At 63.6% G+C, this 17831-nt stretch carries 18 protein-coding genes; 5 read left to right on the top strand and 13 right to left on the bottom strand.

Going from position 1 to position 17831, the window contains the following annotated elements; translation table 11 throughout:
* The first annotated feature begins 30 nt into the window (after positions 1 to 30).
* On the top strand, positions 31 to 570 hold the full coding sequence (locus MRBLMS1_RS19375) for a hypothetical protein (protein WP_230518487.1): 540 nt from the start codon (positions 31 to 33) through the stop codon (positions 568 to 570).
* Here MRBLMS1_RS19375 and MRBLMS1_RS19370 read toward each other — a convergent pair.
* The 12 genes from MRBLMS1_RS19370 to MRBLMS1_RS19315 form a co-directional block, all read right to left on the bottom strand.
* Positions 546 to 1169 (bottom strand): LysE family translocator, encoded by a 624-nt coding sequence (locus tag MRBLMS1_RS19370; protein WP_485881205.1) that lies wholly within the window; start codon positions 1167 to 1169, stop codon positions 546 to 548. The two genes, MRBLMS1_RS19375 and MRBLMS1_RS19370, sit on opposite strands and share 25 nt — an antisense overlap.
* A gap of 75 nt (positions 1170 to 1244) precedes the next feature.
* Complete coding sequence (locus MRBLMS1_RS19365; RefSeq protein WP_485881204.1) at positions 1245 to 2021, bottom strand: AraC family transcriptional regulator; 777 nt, start codon at positions 2019 to 2021, stop codon at positions 1245 to 1247.
* Positions 2022 to 2023: 2 nt separating this feature from the next.
* Entirely contained in the window at positions 2024 to 3487 is a 1464-nt protein-coding gene (gene rng / locus MRBLMS1_RS19360) for a ribonuclease G (RefSeq protein ID WP_034747098.1), read from the bottom strand.
* Between the two features lie 43 nt (positions 3488 to 3530).
* Entirely contained in the window at positions 3531 to 4151 is a 621-nt protein-coding gene (locus MRBLMS1_RS19355) for a Maf family protein (protein WP_139091136.1), read from the bottom strand.
* 8 nt (positions 4152 to 4159) lie between these two features.
* The gene (gene rlmH / locus MRBLMS1_RS19350) at positions 4160 to 4630 is read right to left on the bottom strand and encodes a 23S rRNA (pseudouridine(1915)-N(3))-methyltransferase RlmH (RefSeq protein ID WP_035821794.1); all 471 of its coding nucleotides are present in this window, start codon (positions 4628 to 4630) and stop codon (positions 4160 to 4162) included.
* A 6-nt stretch (positions 4631 to 4636) separates the two neighbouring features.
* A complete protein-coding gene (rsfS, locus tag MRBLMS1_RS19345) occupies positions 4637 to 5326 on the bottom strand; it encodes a ribosome silencing factor (RefSeq protein WP_070301341.1) in 690 nt (229 codons plus the stop codon).
* Positions 5327 to 5974 carry a nicotinate (nicotinamide) nucleotide adenylyltransferase gene (gene nadD / locus MRBLMS1_RS19340; protein ID WP_436480055.1) on the bottom strand — a complete coding sequence of 216 codons (648 nt, stop codon included), beginning with the start codon at positions 5972 to 5974 and terminating at the stop codon, positions 5327 to 5329.
* Positions 5975 to 5994: 20 nt separating this feature from the next.
* Positions 5995 to 6909, bottom strand: a complete 915-nt coding sequence (gene hemF / locus MRBLMS1_RS19335; RefSeq protein WP_485881201.1) for an oxygen-dependent coproporphyrinogen oxidase — start codon at positions 6907 to 6909, stop codon at positions 5995 to 5997.
* Positions 6910 to 7039: 130 nt separating this feature from the next.
* Positions 7040 to 8590, bottom strand: a complete 1551-nt coding sequence (locus MRBLMS1_RS19330) for a class I SAM-dependent methyltransferase (protein WP_485881199.1) — start codon at positions 8588 to 8590, stop codon at positions 7040 to 7042.
* Between the two features lie 70 nt (positions 8591 to 8660).
* Complete coding sequence (locus MRBLMS1_RS19325) at positions 8661 to 9473, bottom strand: hypothetical protein (RefSeq protein ID WP_485881197.1); 813 nt, start codon at positions 9471 to 9473, stop codon at positions 8661 to 8663.
* 112 nt (positions 9474 to 9585) lie between these two features.
* Positions 9586 to 10854, bottom strand: coding sequence for a phosphoribosylamine--glycine ligase (purD, locus tag MRBLMS1_RS19320; protein ID WP_456150900.1), 1269 nt, complete (start codon positions 10852 to 10854; stop codon positions 9586 to 9588).
* A 60-nt stretch (positions 10855 to 10914) separates the two neighbouring features.
* The gene (locus MRBLMS1_RS19315) at positions 10915 to 11640 is read right to left on the bottom strand and encodes a YebC/PmpR family DNA-binding transcriptional regulator (protein WP_312439819.1); all 726 of its coding nucleotides are present in this window, start codon (positions 11638 to 11640) and stop codon (positions 10915 to 10917) included.
* A 143-nt stretch (positions 11641 to 11783) separates the two neighbouring features.
* On the opposite strand from MRBLMS1_RS19315, the gene MRBLMS1_RS19310 reads away from it, so the two are divergent.
* The 4 genes from MRBLMS1_RS19310 (at position 11784) to MRBLMS1_RS19295 (ending at position 16719) form a co-directional block, all read left to right on the top strand.
* On the top strand, positions 11784 to 14267 hold the full coding sequence (locus MRBLMS1_RS19310) for an alkaline phosphatase D family protein (protein ID WP_485881194.1): 2484 nt from the start codon (positions 11784 to 11786) through the stop codon (positions 14265 to 14267).
* A gap of 100 nt (positions 14268 to 14367) precedes the next feature.
* Positions 14368 to 15288, top strand: coding sequence for a DMT family transporter (locus MRBLMS1_RS19305; protein ID WP_485881192.1), 921 nt, complete (start codon positions 14368 to 14370; stop codon positions 15286 to 15288).
* Between the two features lie 28 nt (positions 15289 to 15316).
* Positions 15317 to 15706 carry a methylglyoxal synthase gene (locus MRBLMS1_RS19300; RefSeq protein ID WP_092608131.1) on the top strand — a complete coding sequence of 130 codons (390 nt, stop codon included), beginning with the start codon at positions 15317 to 15319 and terminating at the stop codon, positions 15704 to 15706.
* A 23-nt stretch (positions 15707 to 15729) separates the two neighbouring features.
* The gene (locus MRBLMS1_RS19295) at positions 15730 to 16719 is read left to right on the top strand and encodes a quinone oxidoreductase family protein (protein ID WP_485881189.1); all 990 of its coding nucleotides are present in this window, start codon (positions 15730 to 15732) and stop codon (positions 16717 to 16719) included.
* A gap of 311 nt (positions 16720 to 17030) precedes the next feature.
* On the opposite strand, the gene MRBLMS1_RS19290 is transcribed toward MRBLMS1_RS19295, so the two are convergent.
* Positions 17031 to 17660 carry a DUF4136 domain-containing protein gene (locus tag MRBLMS1_RS19290; RefSeq protein WP_485881187.1) on the bottom strand — a complete coding sequence of 210 codons (630 nt, stop codon included), beginning with the start codon at positions 17658 to 17660 and terminating at the stop codon, positions 17031 to 17033.
* Between the last annotated feature and the right edge of the window lie 171 nt (positions 17661 to 17831).

Here is a 17831-nt window from a genome sequence, read left to right as displayed (position 1 = left end):
CCCTCATCGATTCTCTTGCCCTCTACCGCCATGACCAAAACCAACACGCCTTCCCCAAAACGCCGCGAAGAGGGCGTCGCCAAGCTGACCGTCAATCCCTTCCTGGACGCCGAGTTTTACGCGCGCATGCGCGACTACACGGAGCGCGATGCGGCCATCATCAAGGAACTGAAGGCGATCGCCGAGATCCGCGCCGGCAACAAGCAGCCCGATCCCCGCCTGGCGCCGTCGCTGCAAGCATTGCGCGATACCGTCAAGAAAGGTTTGACCTTTGGCGAGATGCTCGACCGCATGGCGGCCGGCAAGGAAAAAGGCCTGTGGGAACCATGGATGACGACCTTCGGCATCGAGATCCGCGCCGTCAACTACGGCGCCGGCCCGCGCAACGCCTGCCTGGTGCTGGACCTGGCCGCGAATGCTCCGGCGCACGCCATGTTCGCCAAGGCCGGCATCCAGAATTGGCGCAGTCTGGCCGCCGACGACTGCTCCGTCGTGCGCTCGGAAAAGGCGACGGAAACCACGCCCTTGAAAGTGTATGCCGTGTTTTACCTGGATCCGCTGCCGGCCTGAACCAGTAGCACTATCGCTAACGCAATCAGCATTACGCCTGACAGCCGTTCCAGGGCAGGCAGCGCACGCGCGAAGCGCTGCCGCAGGGCGCTGCTGCCGATAGCCAGCGCCACCGCCATATCCCACGCAAGCACGGCAAAGACCATCCACGCGCCATACGCCGCCATCGCGGCCGGGCTCGTTTGCCTGGCGGCCAGCACGGTGGCCAGGCTGACGTAGAACAGCGCATTCTTCGGATTCAGGATGGCGGAGACAAACCCTACCACCATACCGCCGCGCCAGCGCGCCTTGCCGGTGGCGGGCGCGGCTTCCAGGCTGCTCTTGCCCGCATGGCGCAGGAACAACCAGCCCAGATACAGCAGATAGGCGCAGCCCGCCAGCCGCACCACCATGAAGGCCGTACTGCCCGCCTTCAGCACCGACAGTCCTGCAAACGCCGCCACGATAAAAACCGCATTGGCCACGGTAATGCCCATGCAGGTGCCGGCGGCGCCGCGCCAGCCGTGGGCCAGCGAAGTGCGCGCGATCAGGAAAAAATCGGGGCCGGGTGACAGCAGGGAAAGAAAGTGGGCGGCGGCGATGAAGAGGAAATCCTGCATGGGGTTCGGCTCGGGCAATGGCGATGCGCGAGTATGCAGGGGCAGGCGGCAGCCTGTATTGAAGAAAATTGCAGCTTAGCGGTAGCGTCCCGGCGTGATGCCCGTATGGGCTTTGAACACGCGCTGGAAATGGCTCTGGTCCGCAAAGCCCAGTTCATGCGCCAGCTGGGCCAACGCCGTCCCCGCCTGCAAGCGGCTGCGCGCGCGGTTGACGTGCGCGTTCAACTGGAAGGCGTGCGGCGTCATGCCCGTGGCGGCGCGAAAGGCACGTATCAATTGATACGGGCTCAGGCCCGCCGCTTGCGCCATTTGCCGCAGGCTGGCCGACGGTTGCGTCTGCAGCGTTGCGAGCACGGGCGCCAGCCGTTGCGGCACGGGCTTGCGTTCCGAGGGCAGCACGTCTGCACGGACGCTGGCGCAAGCGCCCAGGAAGGCCAGCAGCGCCGCATCTTTCTCCGCCGCGCCGGCCGTTGCAAACAGCAGTGCATTCATGGCGCAAAACTGCGCGTACAGCAGCGGGCAGTGCAGCACCGTCGCTGTGTCGCCATCGAGCCCCGGCGCGTGTGCTTGCAGCCATTGCGCATCGAGATGCAGCATCTGGTAGCTCCACAGGGTGCCAGGCAGGGGATTGCAGGCGTGCACGCAACCGGCCGGCACCAGCACCAGGCTGCCATTGGCGAGCATGGCCTGGCCATCCTGGCTGCCCGTAAAGATGCTGCCGCCGGAGTCGACGGCACCGATGGAAAACGTGGGATGGCTGTGCGGCTTGTAGCACGCCCGGCTGTGGCAGGCGCGCCGGCTCTCCACGTGGGGCAAGGCCGGATCGCGCCAGAAGGCGGTGGTATCCGACATGACTACATCAGGATGACGTCGTACTGCTCCTGGTGGTAGGCATTCTCCACCTGCAGCGAGATTTTCTTGCCAATGAAATCACCGAGCATGGCCAGGTGCTGCGACTCTTCTTCCAGGAACAAATCCACGACTTCCTGCGACGCGAGGATGCGAAATTCGCGCGGGTTGAACTGTTTTGCCTCGCGCAGCAGTTCGCGCAGGATTTCATAGCAGATCGTGCGCGAGGTCTTGACTTGGCCCTTGCCGGCGCAGGCGGGGCACGGTTCGCACAGGATGTGGGCCAGCGATTCGCGCGTGCGCTTGCGCGTCATTTCCACCAGGCCCAGCGGGGAGAAATTGCTCACCGACACTTTGGTGCGGTCGCGCGACAGCGTGCGTTTCAGCTCGGCCAGCACGGCGTTGCGGTGCTCGGCATTGTCCATGTCGATGAAGTCGAGGATGATGATGCCGCCCAGGTTGCGCAGGCGCAGCTGGCGGGCGATGGCGTGCGCCGCTTCCAGGTTGGTCTTGAAAATCGTGTCGGCGAAATTGCGCCCGCCGACGAAACCACCTGTGTTGACGTCGATGGTGGTCATCGCTTCCGTCTGGTCGACGATCAGGTAGCCGCCCGATTTCAGGTCGACCCTGCGGCCCAGCGCGCGCAGGATCTCTTCTTCCACGCCATACAGGTCGAACAGCGGGCGCTCGCCCGTGTAGTGCTGCAGGCGCGTCAGTTCGCTGGGCGTGTAGATTTCCGCGAATTCACGCAATTTCACGTAGTTTTCGCGCGAATCGACCTGGATGGTGGCCGTTTCATCGCCGACGAAGTCGCGCAGCACGCGCTGCGCCAGGCTCAAGTCCTGGTGCAGCAGGCTGGTGGCGGGACGCGTGCGCGCGCCGTGCGTGATGGTGCTCCAAGTCTTGCGCAGGTAGTCGACGTCCGCCTTCAGGTCCGCGTCGGACGCGTCCTCGGCCATGGTGCGCACGATGTAGCCGCCCTTTTCGTCGGGTGGCAGCAGGCTTTGCAGGCGCACGCGCAACTGCTCGCGTTCCGCTTCCTTTTCGATTTTTTGCGAGATGCCGATGTGCTTGTCTTGCGGCAAATACACGAGCATGCGCCCGGCGATGGAAATCTGCGTCGACAGGCGCGCGCCCTTGGTGCCGATCGGGTCCTTGATCACCTGCACCGTCAGCACCTGGCCGTCGAAGAGGATTTTTTCGATGGGCGCCGGCGTGGCGTTCTGGCCGTCGTGGCCGCGCGCTTCCCAGATGTCGGCCACGTGCAGGAACGCGGCGCGCTCCAGGCCGATGTCGATGAAGGCCGATTGCATGCCCGGCAACACCCGCACCACCTTGCCGGAATACACATTGCCGGCCAGGCCGCGCGTGAGCGTGCGCTCGATGTGCAATTCCTGCACGGCGCCCTGCAGGATGAGGGCGACGCGCGTTTCTTGCGGCGTGATATTGATCAGGATGTCTTCGTTCATGGAGGCGCGGGAGTGGAGGCAACGAATGACATCATACCCGGGATCAGGGCAGGGGCAAACCAGCTAGCCGCAGCAATTGTGCGGTTTCGTACAGGGGCAGGCCCATGATGCCGGAATGGCTGCCTTCGATATGCTCGACGAACAGGGCGGCGCTGCCCTGGATGCCGTAGGCGCCGGCCTTGTCATACGGTTCCGGCGTGGCGCAATACGCGGCGATCGAGGCGGGCGAGAGCACGCCGAAGCGCACTTGCGATACCTGCGTGCGCTGCTCGGCAAAGTTTTTGTAGTGCACGGCGATCGAGGTGAGTACCTCGTGCGTGCGGCCCGACAGCTGCTCCAGCATGGCCACGGCTTCCGCGCGGTCGGCCGGTTTGCCGAGGATGACGCCGTCGATGGTGACGGTGGTGTCGGCCGCCAGCACAGGACGCGGGGTCAGGTGGCGGCGGCGCACGAGGTCCCACGCGAAGGCGGCTTTTTCATTCGACACGCGGGCGACATAGTCGAGCGCCGACTCGCCGGGGAAGACTTCCTCGGTGACGTCGGCGCCGCGCGGGCCGTCGCTGCGCAGCAGCAGCAATTCGAAATCGACGCCGATCTGGCGCAGCAGTTCGCGCCGGCGCGGGCTTTTGGAGGCGAGGTAGATCTTGTGATCAGCCGTTTTCATGGGGGAGTTCAGACGCGGTGATAGGGGTGGTTTTGCGTGATCGACCACGCGCGGTACAGCTGCTCGGCGAGGATCACGCGCACCACGCCGTGCGGCAGGGTCATGCTGGAAATGCGCAGCATGCCTTCGGCACGTGCCTTGAGTTGCGGATCGAGGCCATCGGCGCCGCCGATCAGGAAAGCCGTATCACGGCCATCCTGCTGCCACGTCATCAATTGCTGCGACAGGCCGACGCTGGTCAGGTCCTTGCCGCGTTCGTCGAGGGCGATGATGCGCACGCCCTTGGGCAGGACGGCTTCGATGCGCTCGCGTTCGAGCGCCATCGCCGTGGCGGCGGTCTTGCTGCCGGAACGCTCCACCGGCTTGATTTCTTTCAGCACGATGCGCAATTCCGGTGGCATGCGCTTCGCGTATTCCGCGAAGCCCGTCTCTATCCAGGCCGGCATTTTATGGCCGACCGCAGCGATGATGAGCTGCATCGAGGCTTACTCTTCGACTTTTTTGATACGCTTGATCACGGTTTTTGCCGGTGCGGCATCGGCTGCCGGCTTGGCCGCGCGTGGGGCGCGTACTTTTTTCTCTGGCAGCGCTTTCAAGGCTTTCACGGCAGCCGCTTCGGTCTTGGTTGGCGCGACTTTCACGGTCTTGCCGACGGCTTTGGAAGCGGTGGCTTTTTTCGCCGGGGCTTTCTTGGCGGCGGTGGCAGCCGTGGCTTTCTTGGCCGGTGTCTTTTTCTCGATCACGGGCGTCGCTTCCACATTGGCCTTGCTTGCCGCCAGATGGCCGCTGACCTTTTTCGGCTCGTCGCCGGCCGCTTTTTTCGGCGCGCGCTTGGCGGCACCCAGCTTGACCGGCGTGTCGCCCCAGATTTCTTCCAGGCGGTAGTAGGCGCGGATAGGCGCTTGCATGATGTGGACGATCATGTCGCCCAGATCGACCAGCACCCACTCACCGGTTTCCTCGCCTTCCATGCCGATGATCTGGCCGCCGGCGTCCTTGACCTTGTCGCGCACCGAGGCGGCCAGCGCCTTGGTTTGACGGTTCGAGGTGCCGGAAACGATCGCGATGCGGTCGAACAGGCTGGTCAGGTGACTCGTTTCGAAGACGGCGATGTCTTGGCCTTTGACGTCTTCAAGGGCGTCAACGACGAGGGTTTGCAGTTTTTTGATGTCCATTTAGCTTTTGTATAAATTATGTTGTTCAATATAGTCTAGCACTAGCGGGGAAACAAGCGAGTTCGCCCGATTCCCCCGTTGTAATGCCGCACGTATTTCGGTGGCGGAGATATCCACCGCGAAGTCCTGTGCCAGATAAGTCAGACCGTGCGGCGTGTTGCGGATGCTTTCCAGAGACCCCAGGCGGCGCGAAAATTCGTCGGCGACCACTTGCGGTACTGCTGTGTCATTCAGCGCGAAGCCGGGGCGGGCCGCGACGCAGATATGCGCGTATTCAAATAATTGCTGCCATTCGCGCCATGTCGCGAGCCGTTGCAGCTGGTCGGCGCCCATCAGGAAAACGATGGAAGCGCGCGGTCCCAGCTCGGCGCGTACCTGGCGCAAGGTATCGATGGTGTAGCTGGCCTGGCCATGTTCGCTGCGCTCGATTTCCTGGCGGTCGATCACCACGGGCAGGGGCAGGCCGGCAAAGGCCAGGCCGGCCATCTCGGCGCGCTGCTGGCCGGTGGCGCCCAGGCTGCCCTTTTGCCAGGGCGCGCCCGCCGGTATCACGCGCAGTTCATCGGCGTGCAGCAGGCTGGAAAAATGCGTGCCAAGCGCGACATGGCCACTATGTACCGGATCGTAGCTGCCGCCGAGCAGCGTCACGCACGCCGTACCACTTTCCTTCACGCCTGCAGCCAGTCGCGATGCACGAGGAAGTCAGTATACAACGCCGCTTCCGGACTGCCCGCTTCCGGGTGCCAGTCGTAGCGCCACTTGACCACGGGCGGCATCGACATCAGGATCGCCTCGGTGCGTCCGCCCGACTGCAGGCCGAACAGGGTGCCGCGGTCGAAGACCAGGTTGAACTCGACATAGCGTCCGCGCCGGTAGCACTGGAAATCGCGTTCGCGTTCGCCGTACGGCGAGTCCTTGCGGCGCGCCACGATCGGCACATAGGCGTCGATGAAGGCGTCGCCGGCGCTGCGCATCATGGCGAAACTGTCGTCAAAGCCCAGGGCGTTGAAGTCGTCGAAGAAAATCCCGCCGGCGCCGCGCGCTTCGCGCCGGTGCTTCAGGTAGAAATAATCGTCGCACCACTGTTTGAACTTCGGATGCAGCTCGTCGCCAAATGGCGCCAGCGCATCATGGCACACCTGGTGGAAGTGCTTCACGTCGCCCGCGTCGCCGTAATACGGCGTCAAATCCATGCCGCCGCCGAACCACCATACGGGTGCGCCATCGGCATTGACGGTGCTGAAAAAGCGCACGTTCATGTGCACCGTGGGCGCGTAGGGATTGCGCGGATGCAGCACCAGCGACACGCCCATCGCTTCCCATGCCTTGCCACCCAGTTCAGGGCGCGCAGCCGCTGCCGATGGCGGCAGCGCGGCACCGGTGACGTGCGAAAAATTCACGCCGCCCCGCTCGAACACATTGCCTTCCTCGATCAGCCGCGAAATGCCGCCACCGCCCTCGGGGCGTTGCCAGGCATCGGTCAGGAAGGGCTTGCCGTCCTGCGCTTCGAGCGCCTGCACGATACGGCTTTGCAAATCGAGCAAATAAGCCTTGACGGCCGAAGGGGAGGGAGTTGACGACATCGCGTGGGCCGACGAGGCCGAAATAAAAAAGTAAGGACGGATTGTACCCTGTTACGCGTTTTTGTGATAGGGCGGCGCTGGCGCTGTGGTTTTGCGGCTGGCCGCGCGCATCGTCCGCGACCAGCGCCTGCTATAGCATGCGCAATTGCTGCAGCACGGGCAGTTTGTCACGCAGGAACTCGTCGATGGCTGCGTTGAGCAGCTGCTGATGCTCCGCCTCGTCGGCGCATTCCGCGCCCTCATTGAGCAGGCGGCGCCCGTAGCGCGCCATGGCGCTGGCCGCCCGCGCCTGCAAGGCGGCCAGGTCCGGCTGTTCCCCTTCCTGGATGAGCAGCAAAAACAGCAGCCGGTCGATGAATTCCGTGTCGATGCCGCTGCCTGCCAACGGTGAGCACAGGATGCGGTTGCCGTCACCGTAGCGCAGCTGCGCGCCGATGGCCTGGTTCAGGCGGCGCGCGGCCGCGTCGCCGCTGCCGTCCTGCGCCCCAGCCGGGAAATACATCACGACCTGGCTGCCGGTGACCAGCATGGCAGCCACCTCCGCCAGGCTTTGCACGCTTTGTCCGGGCAGGGAGGGCAGCGTGGCCAATTCGGCCAGGCTATGTGGGCCGGTCGCCAGCGCGTCGCAGACGGCGCCGTAGACTTGCTCGTTTCCCGTCACGACGCCTGCCTTGGTCTGGAAGGTAAAGGCCATTTTTTCACGCGGCACCAGCATGGCCAGGTGCACGCTGGCGAGGCACTCGGCCTGGCGCACGGCCCCCATGCGGCGCGCGCCCCGCACCAGCACATCCTTGCGGAAGCTGGTATTGAGAAAATAATCCTTCATCATTTCGCGCATGGCGGCGTCGGGCAGCAAGTCGATGGTGGCTTGCTGGTCGGCGTTCAGATACAGCGCGGGAAAGGCAAAAGGCAGGTCGGCGGAGCCGGCAAAATCGAGCTTGGCGCGCGCCACATCGCGCATCACGTCCGTGTGGTACAGCGGCTCCCAGTTCTGGTTCAGGTATTCATGCACGCTGTAATGGGGATCGCTGTTGATGAGCGCATTGAGGCGCGGCGCGAGTGCGGGATTGTCCGCGATGTAGCCAGCCTGCAGGTTCTGCAGCTGCTGCACGTAGGCGATGCCAGCCTGCATCTGCAAGTCGCTGCGTCCGGGGAAACTGTTGGAAAACTCCAGCAGCAGACGCTGCAGGGGCAGGGCGGAACTCCAGCCAGGCATGGCGTTATAGCTGAGCGAAACGATGCCGCCCGGTTTCAGATAGCGCGCGATGAAGTCGACGATATGCTGGCGGTTCTCCCGGTTGACCCAGGTGTAGATGCCGTGCAGGGTAATGAAGTCGAACTGCGGCAGATCGGGCACGTGGCCCTGGGCCAATTCTTCGAAGCTGTTTTCCAGCAGGGTCAGATTGCTTGACTGGGCCTCGGCCGCCAGGGCGCGTGCGCCGGCGACATGCGCGGGGTTGAAATCGTTGCCGTAGAACCGGCCGTTGGCATTGGCGGCCGCCAGGACGTTGAGCGTCTGGCCGCGGCCGAAGCCCAGTTCAAAGTAGGTGTAGGGCTGGTCCAGGGGCACCGGTTCGATGCTGTTGAGGATGCAGCTGAAATTGAGGTGATGCGGACTCAGGTCGCTGTAAAAACCGTTGGTGTACTCGATATCCGACACGTATCCTTCATTCCAGGCCATGGTTTCCCCGCGTTGGTGGCAAAACGGCAGTATGCCATCATGGCCGCCTGCGCGGGAAGTGCGCTGTGGTTTAATGCGCCGGCGGCGTGGCGCCGTCCTGCACCACGGTGATGGAGAGCTCCGGCCCGGCGCCGGGCAGGCGCGCGCTCTCGACGGCGTGCGCGGCGTTCTGCCGCAGGTCAGGCCGTTCGATGCCCGGCTCGGCGATAGCGGCGGGAGAGGGCGCCTGCTTGCCGATAATGGCGCTGGCCGCAAAGACCAGTGCCAGCAGTAGCAGCGCGGCCTTAACCCATGTTCCCGGACGCGCATACACGGGGCGCTCGCGGCGGTGCTGGCGCGCTGCGGCGTCGACGATGATGCGGGCCAGCTCGGAGCCGCTCTGGCGGGCGCGCAGGCGCAGCGCCTCGAATTGGGGCGTGGACAAAGTGCCTTGCCGGAGCATGTCGCGCAGGGCGGCGACCGGCGTGATGAGCAGGCGGTCCTCCGGCAAGCGGGCATGCGCGGCGTCGCGCTGCCACTGGTCGATAACGTCTTCGTCGTACAGGGTGTCGATGGCCTGGCGGTTGACCTGGCGCAGCGCGTCGGCGGCCAGTTGCTGGCGTTCGAGCAGTGCCGCGCCGTCATGCTGGCGCGGCAGCTCGCGTACCCGCCGCAGGAAGACGTCCTGTGGCAGCAAGTCCGTGCGCAGCAGCCATGCCAGGGTGTCGACGGGCCCCGCACCGGCGGCCAGCTCCGGCACGTCGATATCCTCTTCTTCGTTGTGATTGCGCTGCAGTTCGATGATGTCCAGTTCGGCGATGGCGTCGTCGAGTTCATTGTCCGTGACCAGGCCGAGCTGGCGCACCTGGGCGAGGGCGGGGGGGAGTTGGCTGGGACTAGGCATGGGCCACATCTTAGCGCAAGGCCCGTTTTTTCGGCGCGCCCATGCAAACGGGGCCGGGGCGGATGACTTCCGCGCCGGCCCCGCCGTTTGCCGCTAAAGGGCGTGCTTGGTGCTAGTGCTTCAAACCGCGCCAGCCGATGTCGCGGCGGTATTGCGCGCCGTCGAAATGGATTTTTTCCACGGTTTCATACGCCTGCTTTTGCGCCATCTTGATGCTGTCGCCCAGGCCGACCACGCACAGCACGCGCCCGCCGTTGGTGACCAGGCGTTCGCCATCGATGCGGGTGCCCGCATGGAAGGTGACGGAGTCAATCGTTTCGGCCGGGATGTCGCCGATCGCCGTACCCTTGACCGGATCGTCCGGGTAGCCGGCGGCGGCCATGACGACGCCAACGGCCGTGCGGCGGTCCCATTCCAGTTCCACGGCGTCCAAGGTGCCGTTGACGGCGTGTTCCATGACGGTGACCAGATCGGTTTTCAGGCGCGCCATGATCGGCTGCGTTTCCGGGTCGCCCATGCGGCAGTTGAATTCCAGCGTCTTCGGCGTGCCCTTGTCGTCGATCATCAGGCCCGCGTACAGGAAGCCCGTGAACGTGATGCCATCCTTGGCCATGCCCTGGATGGTCGGCACGATGATTTCGCGCATGACGCGCGCATGCATGGCCGGCGTGACGATGGGTGCCGGCGAGTACGCGCCCATGCCGCCCGTGTTCGGGCCCTGGTCGTGGTCCTTCAGGCGTTTATGGTCCTGGCTGGTGGCCAGCGGCAGGATGTTCTTGCCGTCGCACATGACGATGAAGCTCGCTTCTTCGCCGGCGAGGAATTCCTCGATGACGATGCGCGCGCCGGCGTCGCCGAACTGGTTATCGGACAGCATCATGTCGACCGCCTGGTGTGCTTCTTCCAGGGTCATGGCAACGACGACGCCCTTGCCGGCAGCCAGGCCGTCGGCCTTGATGACGATGGGCGCGCCCATGGCGTCGACGTAGGCATGCGCGGGAGCGACGTCGGAAAACGTCTGGTAGGCGGCCGTCGGGATGCCGTGGCGCTGCATGAAGGCCTTGGCGAAGTCCTTCGACGATTCCAGCTGCGCCGCTTCCTTGGTCGGGCCGAAGATTTTCAGGCCGCGCGAGCGGAACAGGTTGACGATGCCGGCGGCCAGCGGCACTTCCGGGCCGACGACGGTCAGGCCGATGTGTTCCTGCTGAACGAAGTCGGCCAGCAATTGCGGGTCGCTGATGTCGAGGTTGACCAGGCGCGCATCGCGCGCGGTGCCGCCGTTGCCCGGCGCGACATACACCATCTGTATGCGTTCGGACTGGGCCAGTTTCCAGGCCAGGGCGTGTTCGCGGCCGCCAGAGCCGACTACCAGAATTTTCATAGGGACCGTTCGTTCAATGTGGGTTGCAGGGCGGCGGTGCCGCCCTTGAGAGCAGAGTGATTAATTCTCTATTAACGCGTTGGTAAACACTTCCTGGACGTCGTCCAGCAGTTCCAGCGCATCGATCAGCTTTTGCATCTTGACGGCGTCGTCGCCCGAGTACACGGTTTCCGTCGCCGGTTTCATGATGACTTCGGCCACTTCGGCCTTGAAGCCGGCCGCTTCCAGCGCTTCCTTGACGGCGGCGAAATCGTGCACGGGAGTCACCACTTCGAAGCCGCCTTCTTCATCGGCGATGACGTCGTCGGCGCCCGCTTCCAGGGCCGCTTCCATCAGCTTGTCTTCGTCGGTGCCCGGCGCGAACAGCAACTGGCCGCAGTGCTGGAACATGAAGGCGACCGAGCCTTCGTTGCCCATGTTGCCGCCGTTCTTGTTGAAGGCGTTGCGTACTTCGGCCACCGTGCGCACCTTGTTGTCGGTCATGCATTCGACGATGACGGCCGCGCCGCCCACGCCGTAGCCTTCGTAGCGCACTTCTTCGTAGTTGGCGCCATCGACGCCGCCGCTGCCGCGGTTGATCGCGCGCTGGACGTTGTCTTTCGGCATATTGGCGTCAGCCGCCTTGTCGACCGCCAGGCGCAGGCGCGGATTGGTGATGGCGTCGGCGCCGCCCATGCGGGCCGCAACCGTGATTTCCTTGATCAGGCGCGTCCAGATTTTGCCGCGCTTGGCATCGGTGGCAGCCTTTTTGTGCTTGATATTGGCCCATTTGCTATGTCCTGCCATGTCGAATCTTCCTTAGACGGGTGTTCAATTGTGGCCGACATTTTAGCATATCGGCCCCCTGGCAAGCGGCATGGCCCCGTCATCAGGATGACACAATCTGTTGCTAAAGTGACGCGCTTTCACCATATCGAGGGCGCGACATCATGGCAAGTCAAATGGACAGGCGGCAATTTCTGAAATTGGGCGGCTTCATTACCGTCTCCGTGGCCACCGCCGGCCTGGCCGCCTGCGGCAGCACCGATTACAGCGATCCTGGCGTGCCGCTCGCTTCGGGCGGCGACTGGAAATTCCCGCAAAGCGTGGCGTCGGGCGACCCGCGCGCCGACAGCGCCATGCTGTGGACGCGCGTCGTGCCCGCCAGTTTCGATGCCGTCGCGCCTGCCGTTGCCGGCAAGTCCGACGTGGCCGTGCGCCTGATCGTCAGCGCCAGCGACAATACGGCCGCCTTGGGCAGCAACACGGCCCTGGCGGGCACGCCCATCGTCGATGCGAAATTGCCATTGAAAGCCGATTTCGACAATACCTTGCGCCACAAGGTGACGGGCTTGCAGCCTGGCCAGGTGTATTTTTACCAGTTCATCGCCGGCGACGTGCGCTCGAACGTGGGCCGCTTCAAGACGGCGCCTGCCGCCACGGCCGACGTGTCGCAGCTGCAGTTCGCCTACCTGACGTGCCAGGACTGGAGCATCAACCACTGGGGCGCGCTGTCGCACATCGCCGCCAATGAAAGCCTCGATTTCATCGTCCATCTGGGCGACTACATCTATGAAACTGTGGGCGAAGCGTTCCAGAGTGGCGCCGTGGAAAGCCGCCACGACCAGTTGAAATTGCCCGACGGCACTTTCAAAAGCGGCGCGTCCGGCGCGAAATACGCGACCACCGTGGCCGATTACCGCTACCTGTACAAGAAATACCGCACCGATGCGCGCCTGCAGGCCGTGCACGAGCGCTTTGCCTTCATCGCCATCTGGGACGACCATGAATTCACGGACGACGCCTGGCAGGACGCCTCCACCTACGAAGGCATCGTGGCCGCCGACGGCAGCGATCTGCACCAGCCGGCCCGCCGCCGTAGCGCCAACCAGGCGTGGTTCGAATACATGCCGGCCGACGTCACGTTCGATAGCGCCGCGACCACGTTCCAGAACATCCAGATCTACCGCGATTTCCAGTTTGGCAAACTGATGCAGCTGGTGATGACGGACGAGCGCCTGTACCGCGCCGACCATGCGATCGCCGAGTCGACCATCAACCCGGCCACGGGCAAGCCGCTGGGCAGCATCGGCAGCCGCTACCTGGTGCCGCAAGCGCTGTTCGACAGCGTGGAAGGACAGAAAATGGCGGCCGCCACCAAGGCCGGCGCCGACCCGCTGGCCGCTGCCGGCATGCTGGGCAGCACGCAACGCGACTGGTGGAAAAGCAAGATGAAGGCGGCGACCTCGACCTGGAAGCTGTGGGGCAATGAAGTGTCCCTGTTGCGCATGGGCTTGAATGGCACGGACGCGATCGCCACCTTGCTGGCGCTGAGCGCCATGAGCAAGGTGGGCCAGGCCATCGCCAGCACCCTGCCTCTGGTGGGGGGCAGCGTGCCGCTGGCGTCCGCCATCGTGGCAGCTTCCACGGCGGGCGCGGCGCAAAACGTGGCGCAAGCGGCGGCCATGGCCATTGCCGGTGCTGCAACCAACGCCAGCGCGCAGGGCGCCGCTGCCGTGGGCGCCGGCTTGAGCGCGGCCCAGGCCGGCATCACGGTGGCCGCCTACAACAGCGCTTCGCCGGCCGCCGCTGCGCAAGTGATCGCCTTCGGCTGGATCAAGCCCGACGTGCAGGCCAAGGGCGCCGCATCGAGCTTTGTTGCCGCATCGGGCCAGCAAGCGGCGCTGGCGCCGTTCTTCACGCGCTTCCTGCTCAATTGCGACCAGTGGGATGGCTACAACAGCGAGCGCAAGAATTTGATGGCGCATCTGAAAACCAATGCCATCGGCAACGTGGTGGCGCTGACCGGCGATATCCACTCGTTCTTTGCCGGCACCGTCAGCGACGACTTCGACGCAGCGGGCGGCGGCACGCCCGTCATGGTGGACCTGGTGTCGGCCGGTGTCAGCTCCGATTCCTTCTTCAGCTACCTGAAGTCGGCCGCCGGCAGCATGGGCGATATCGGCACCCTCGTCAGCTACCCGCTGGCCATCCCCGTCACGGGACTGGGCACGGTCAATCTCGACGTCAACCTGCTCGACTACACCATGGGCAAGGCGGCACCCACCGTCGACAGCCTGCTCGAGCAATTGCGCGTGCAGCTGCGCGGCGCCCTGGCCGCCAAGGGCGTGCCGGAAGCGCAACTGGAGGCGACAGCCGCTGCCGTGCAGGCGGGCTTGAAAGCGAGCACTGACTTCAGCACGACCCTGCTGGGCCTGGCGCAGCAATTGTCCGGCCTGGGCAACAACCCGTGGATCAAGCATCTGAATACGGATGCGCAGGGCTACACGGTGGTGACTTTGACGCCAGGCAAGCTGGTGGCGCAGTTCAAGCAGGTGAATAAACTGATCGGCACGGCGGCGCCGGCGAACGTGATTGCACGGGTGACGACGGCGACGGTGACGGCGGGCGCGGCGGCGGTAGTGGTTTCCTAACCCAAAAAGCAAGGGCCGGGGTCGGACCCTCAGGGTCCGACCCCGGTATTTGCCGTTGGGCTTATCAGCCGCCTTTCGCTTTTGCCATTACAATCTGGGCATGAGCTCCAGTTCCCCGCAAGCAACCCCATCTTCGCTTCCCCGTTCCGTCTACCTCGGTGGCCTGGCTATCGCCGTGGGTGGGGCGGTGCTGTTTTCCACCAAGGCCATCGTCGCCAAGCTGCTGTACCGCTACCAGATCGATGCCGTCACCCTGATTGCCTTCAGGATGATTTTTTCGCTGCCCGTGTTCGCGGTCATCGCCTGGTGGAAGATGCGCACGGAGCCGCCGTTATCAAACAGCGACCGCCTGCGCCTCGTCGGGCTGGGCCTCGTCGGCTATTACCTGTCCAGCTATCTGGATTTCCTGGGCTTGCAATACATTTCAGTGGGCCTCGAGCGCCTGATCCTGTTCCTTACGCCCACGTTTGTGCTCCTGATTACCACCGTGTACTTCAAGCAGAGCATCAGCCGCTTGCAGTGGCTGGCCTTGCTCACGTCCTACTGCGGCATCGTGCTGGTGTTCGTGCATGACTTGCAGGGCGGCGCCAGCAATGTGGCGCTGGGGTCGACTCTCGTGCTGGGCTCGGCCTGCTCGTATGCCGTGTATCTGCTGGGCTCGGGTGAACTGGTGAAACGCATCGGCTCGATGCGCCTTGTTTCCTACGCGATGTGCGTGGCCAGTTTTGCCTGCATCGCCCAATTCTTTATCCTGCGTCCCGTCGAACTGCTGATCCAGCCCATGCCCGTGTATGGCTTGTCATTGCTCAACGGCATCTTTTGCACGGTGATGCCTGTCTTCATGACGATGATCGCCGTCGAGCGCATCGGCGCGCCCGTCGCTTCGCAGGCGGGCATGATCGGCCCCGTGTCGACCCTGTTCCTGGGCGCCATGATCCTCGATGAACCGATCACCAACTGGCAACTGGCTGGCACCAGCCTGGTATTGGCCGGTATTTACTTGCTGTCGAAAAAGAAATAATTCCTCCACCCACTGAAAAGTCCTCACCATGAAAACACGCATCGCCCTGATTGCCCACGACAAGAAAAAAGATGACATGATTACCCTGGCGGGCGAATACCTGGATTTTTTGAAGGGCTGCGAACTGTCGGCCACGGGCACCACGGGAGGGCGCCTGATCAATGAACTGGGGCTGGCCGTCGAGCGCAAGCATTCGGGCCCGTTCGGCGGCGACTTGCAGATCGGTTCCTTGCTGGTGGAAGGCTTGATCGATTGCGTGATCTTCCTGCGCGACCCGATGACGCCGCAGCCGCATGAGCCGGACATCAATGCGCTGGTGCGCGCCTGCGACGTGCACAACGTGGCGTGCGCAACGAATTTGTCGTCGGCGCACCTGGTGCTGTCGCAACTGCAGGCACGGGCCAACGCGGCCGCCTGATCCACCCAGACAAGGAGATGAGCATGAGCGCAACGATTACCACCAAAGCCATCCGCATACAGCGCACGGGCGGCCCGGAAGTGATGGAATATGTGGACGTGGAACTGCCGCCGCCCGGTCCGGGAGAGGCGCGCGTCAGGCACGAGGCCATCGGCCTCAATTTCATCGACGTGTATTTCCGTACGGGCCTGTACCCGCAGCCGCTGCCCAATGGCCTCGGCGTCGAGGGCGCGGGCATCGTCGAGGCGGTGGGCGAGGGTGTCACGGAAGTGAAGGTCGGCGACCGGGTGGCGTATGCGGCGCGCATCAATGGCGCGTATGCGCAGCAGCGCAACCTGCCGGCGGCCCTGCTGCTGGTGCTGCCCGAGCGCATCGCTTTCGACACGGCCGCCGCCATGATGCTGCAAGGCTTGACGGTGCAATACCTGTTCCACCGCACGGTGGCCCTGAAGGCGGGCGACACCATCCTGTTCCACGCGGCTGCGGGCGGCGTGGGCCTGATCGCCTGCCAGTGGGCGAAGGTACTGGGCGTGAACCTGATCGGCACGGCCGGCTCCGATGAAAAGGTGGCGCTGGCCAAGGCGCACGGCGCGGCCCACGTCATCAACTACAACACGGAAAACTTCGTCGAGCGCGTGCGCGACATCACGGGCGGCAAGGGCGTCTCCGTCGTCTACGATTCCATCGGCAAGGATACGTTTACGGGCTCGCTCGACTGCCTGGCGCCGCTGGGCATGATGGTCAGCTTCGGCAACGCGTCCGGTCCCGTGCCGGCGTTTACCCTCGGCGAACTGGCCTCGCGCGGCTCGCTGTTCCTCACGCGCCCGGCTCTGTTCAGCTATGCGTCGAACCGCGCCAACCTGGAAGAGATGGCGACCTCGCTGTTCGGCGTCGTCAGCAGCGGTGAAGTGCAGATCGAGATCAACCAGCGCTACAGCCTGGCCAATATCGCGCAGGCGCATACGGACCTGGAAGGGCGCAAGACGACGGGCTCGACCATCATCGTGCCATGAGCGGCGGCAGTGACGGCACGCCGAAATTTGGCCGCCTGCTGATCGTGCTGTTATTGGCCGTCGCCCTGATCGGCGCGCTGACCTTTGCGGCCGAGGCGTATTATTCTTAGGAATGAAATGCAGACATGAAAAACCCGGCTGATGCAGCAATGCACAAGCCGGGTTTTTTTTAAGCATACTTCAGACTTTCCGCGCCTGACAAAACCGTAGCGAGCGGAAGGGAGCTGCGGTCGAGAAGCGCAACTGTACGAAGGTACAGTGAGCATCGCAGGCCGTAGATCGCGACGCGCAGTAGGTTTTGGCTGGCGCTCTCAGTCCACCTTGACTTCGACTTTACGGGGTACGCCGCTCTGGCCGGGGAAGTCGGCAAAGGCGCTCGCCACCATGGCCGGCATCACTTGCGACGTGGCGCGCTTGTTGCTGGTCGATTGCACGGTCACGTCGTACAGTTTCTTGCCGTTGCGGTCATTGATCGTGATGCGCAGTTCGCGTTCGTATTTATGGCGCACGCTTTCTTCCACGTCCAGTGGACCGTACCAGTAGGGGTTGTAGCCGAAGCGGCCGTAGCCAGGCCAGGCGCCGTAGCGGTAGCCATAGCGGCCGGGCCAGTAGCCTGGACCATACCAGAATGGGTCGGTGGCCTGCAGCACGCGCTCAGGATAGTCGACGGTGGAGAAATGCATTGCCACGCGCAAATTGGCTGCCGCAGGGCCGGAAGCTTCGCCGAAGCCGTGCTTGGCCAGTTCCGCGCGCACCAGGTTCTGGTAGCTGCGGTATTCCAGCGTATCGTTTTCCGCCGCTGGCGCTTCAAACGCATACGATTTGTCCTGCAATTGCGCAGGCCATTCATGAAAGACGGTCACATCGCTGCGTATGGTGGTGGCGCATCCGGTCAGCAACACGGTCAATGCGGCCATCATGATGGTGAGATAACGTTTCATTGCATGACCTCCTGATTAGTAGACACAATTCATCGCTTAGTATTATAAGAATAGTTCTATTTGTTTCTATTCATTATTACAGAATGTTACCGAGCATGTCGGCGTGTAAGGGAATCCAACATTCCTGAGGTGAATCGCGACTATCGGGGGCTGGTGTTGGTAAAATAGGCT

Origin of the sequence: Massilia sp. LMS1-1-1.1 (assembly GCF_040815535.1) — a bacterium.
Lineage (GTDB): Bacteria > Pseudomonadota > Gammaproteobacteria > Burkholderiales > Burkholderiaceae_D > Janthinobacterium > Janthinobacterium aestuarii.
Note: the sequence above shows the minus strand (reverse complement) of the source record. Positions and strands in the feature narration are given on the sequence as shown.

Coding starts and splice junctions, on each gene's coding strand:
- rsfS (WP_070301341.1), bottom strand. CDS start 5,326: ATGGACATCAAAAAACTGCAAACCCTCGTCGTTGACGCCCTTGAAGAC.
- MRBLMS1_RS19315 (WP_312439819.1), bottom strand. CDS start 11,640: ATGGCAGGACATAGCAAATGGGCCAATATCAAGCACAAAAAGGCTGCC.
- MRBLMS1_RS19310 (WP_485881194.1), top strand. CDS start 11,784: ATGGCAAGTCAAATGGACAGGCGGCAATTTCTGAAATTGGGCGGCTTC.
- MRBLMS1_RS19295 (WP_485881189.1), top strand. CDS start 15,730: ATGAGCGCAACGATTACCACCAAAGCCATCCGCATACAGCGCACGGGC.
- rng (WP_034747098.1), bottom strand. CDS start 3,487: ATGAACGAAGACATCCTGATCAATATCACGCCGCAAGAAACGCGCGTC.
- hemF (WP_485881201.1), bottom strand. CDS start 6,909: ATGTCGTCAACTCCCTCCCCTTCGGCCGTCAAGGCTTATTTGCTCGAT.
- rlmH (WP_035821794.1), bottom strand. CDS start 4,630: ATGCAGCTCATCATCGCTGCGGTCGGCCATAAAATGCCGGCCTGGATA.
- MRBLMS1_RS19325 (WP_485881197.1), bottom strand. CDS start 9,473: ATGCCTAGTCCCAGCCAACTCCCCCCCGCCCTCGCCCAGGTGCGCCAG.
- MRBLMS1_RS19370 (WP_485881205.1), bottom strand. CDS start 1,169: ATGCAGGATTTCCTCTTCATCGCCGCCGCCCACTTTCTTTCCCTGCTG.
- MRBLMS1_RS19300 (WP_092608131.1), top strand. CDS start 15,317: ATGAAAACACGCATCGCCCTGATTGCCCACGACAAGAAAAAAGATGAC.
- MRBLMS1_RS19305 (WP_485881192.1), top strand. CDS start 14,368: ATGAGCTCCAGTTCCCCGCAAGCAACCCCATCTTCGCTTCCCCGTTCC.
- MRBLMS1_RS19375 (WP_230518487.1), top strand. CDS start 31: ATGACCAAAACCAACACGCCTTCCCCAAAACGCCGCGAAGAGGGCGTC.
- MRBLMS1_RS19355 (WP_139091136.1), bottom strand. CDS start 4,151: ATGAAAACGGCTGATCACAAGATCTACCTCGCCTCCAAAAGCCCGCGC.
- MRBLMS1_RS19330 (WP_485881199.1), bottom strand. CDS start 8,590: ATGGCCTGGAATGAAGGATACGTGTCGGATATCGAGTACACCAACGGT.
- MRBLMS1_RS19365 (WP_485881204.1), bottom strand. CDS start 2,021: ATGTCGGATACCACCGCCTTCTGGCGCGATCCGGCCTTGCCCCACGTG.
- MRBLMS1_RS19290 (WP_485881187.1), bottom strand. CDS start 17,660: ATGAAACGTTATCTCACCATCATGATGGCCGCATTGACCGTGTTGCTG.
- purD (WP_456150900.1), bottom strand. CDS start 10,854: ATGAAAATTCTGGTAGTCGGCTCTGGCGGCCGCGAACACGCCCTGGCC.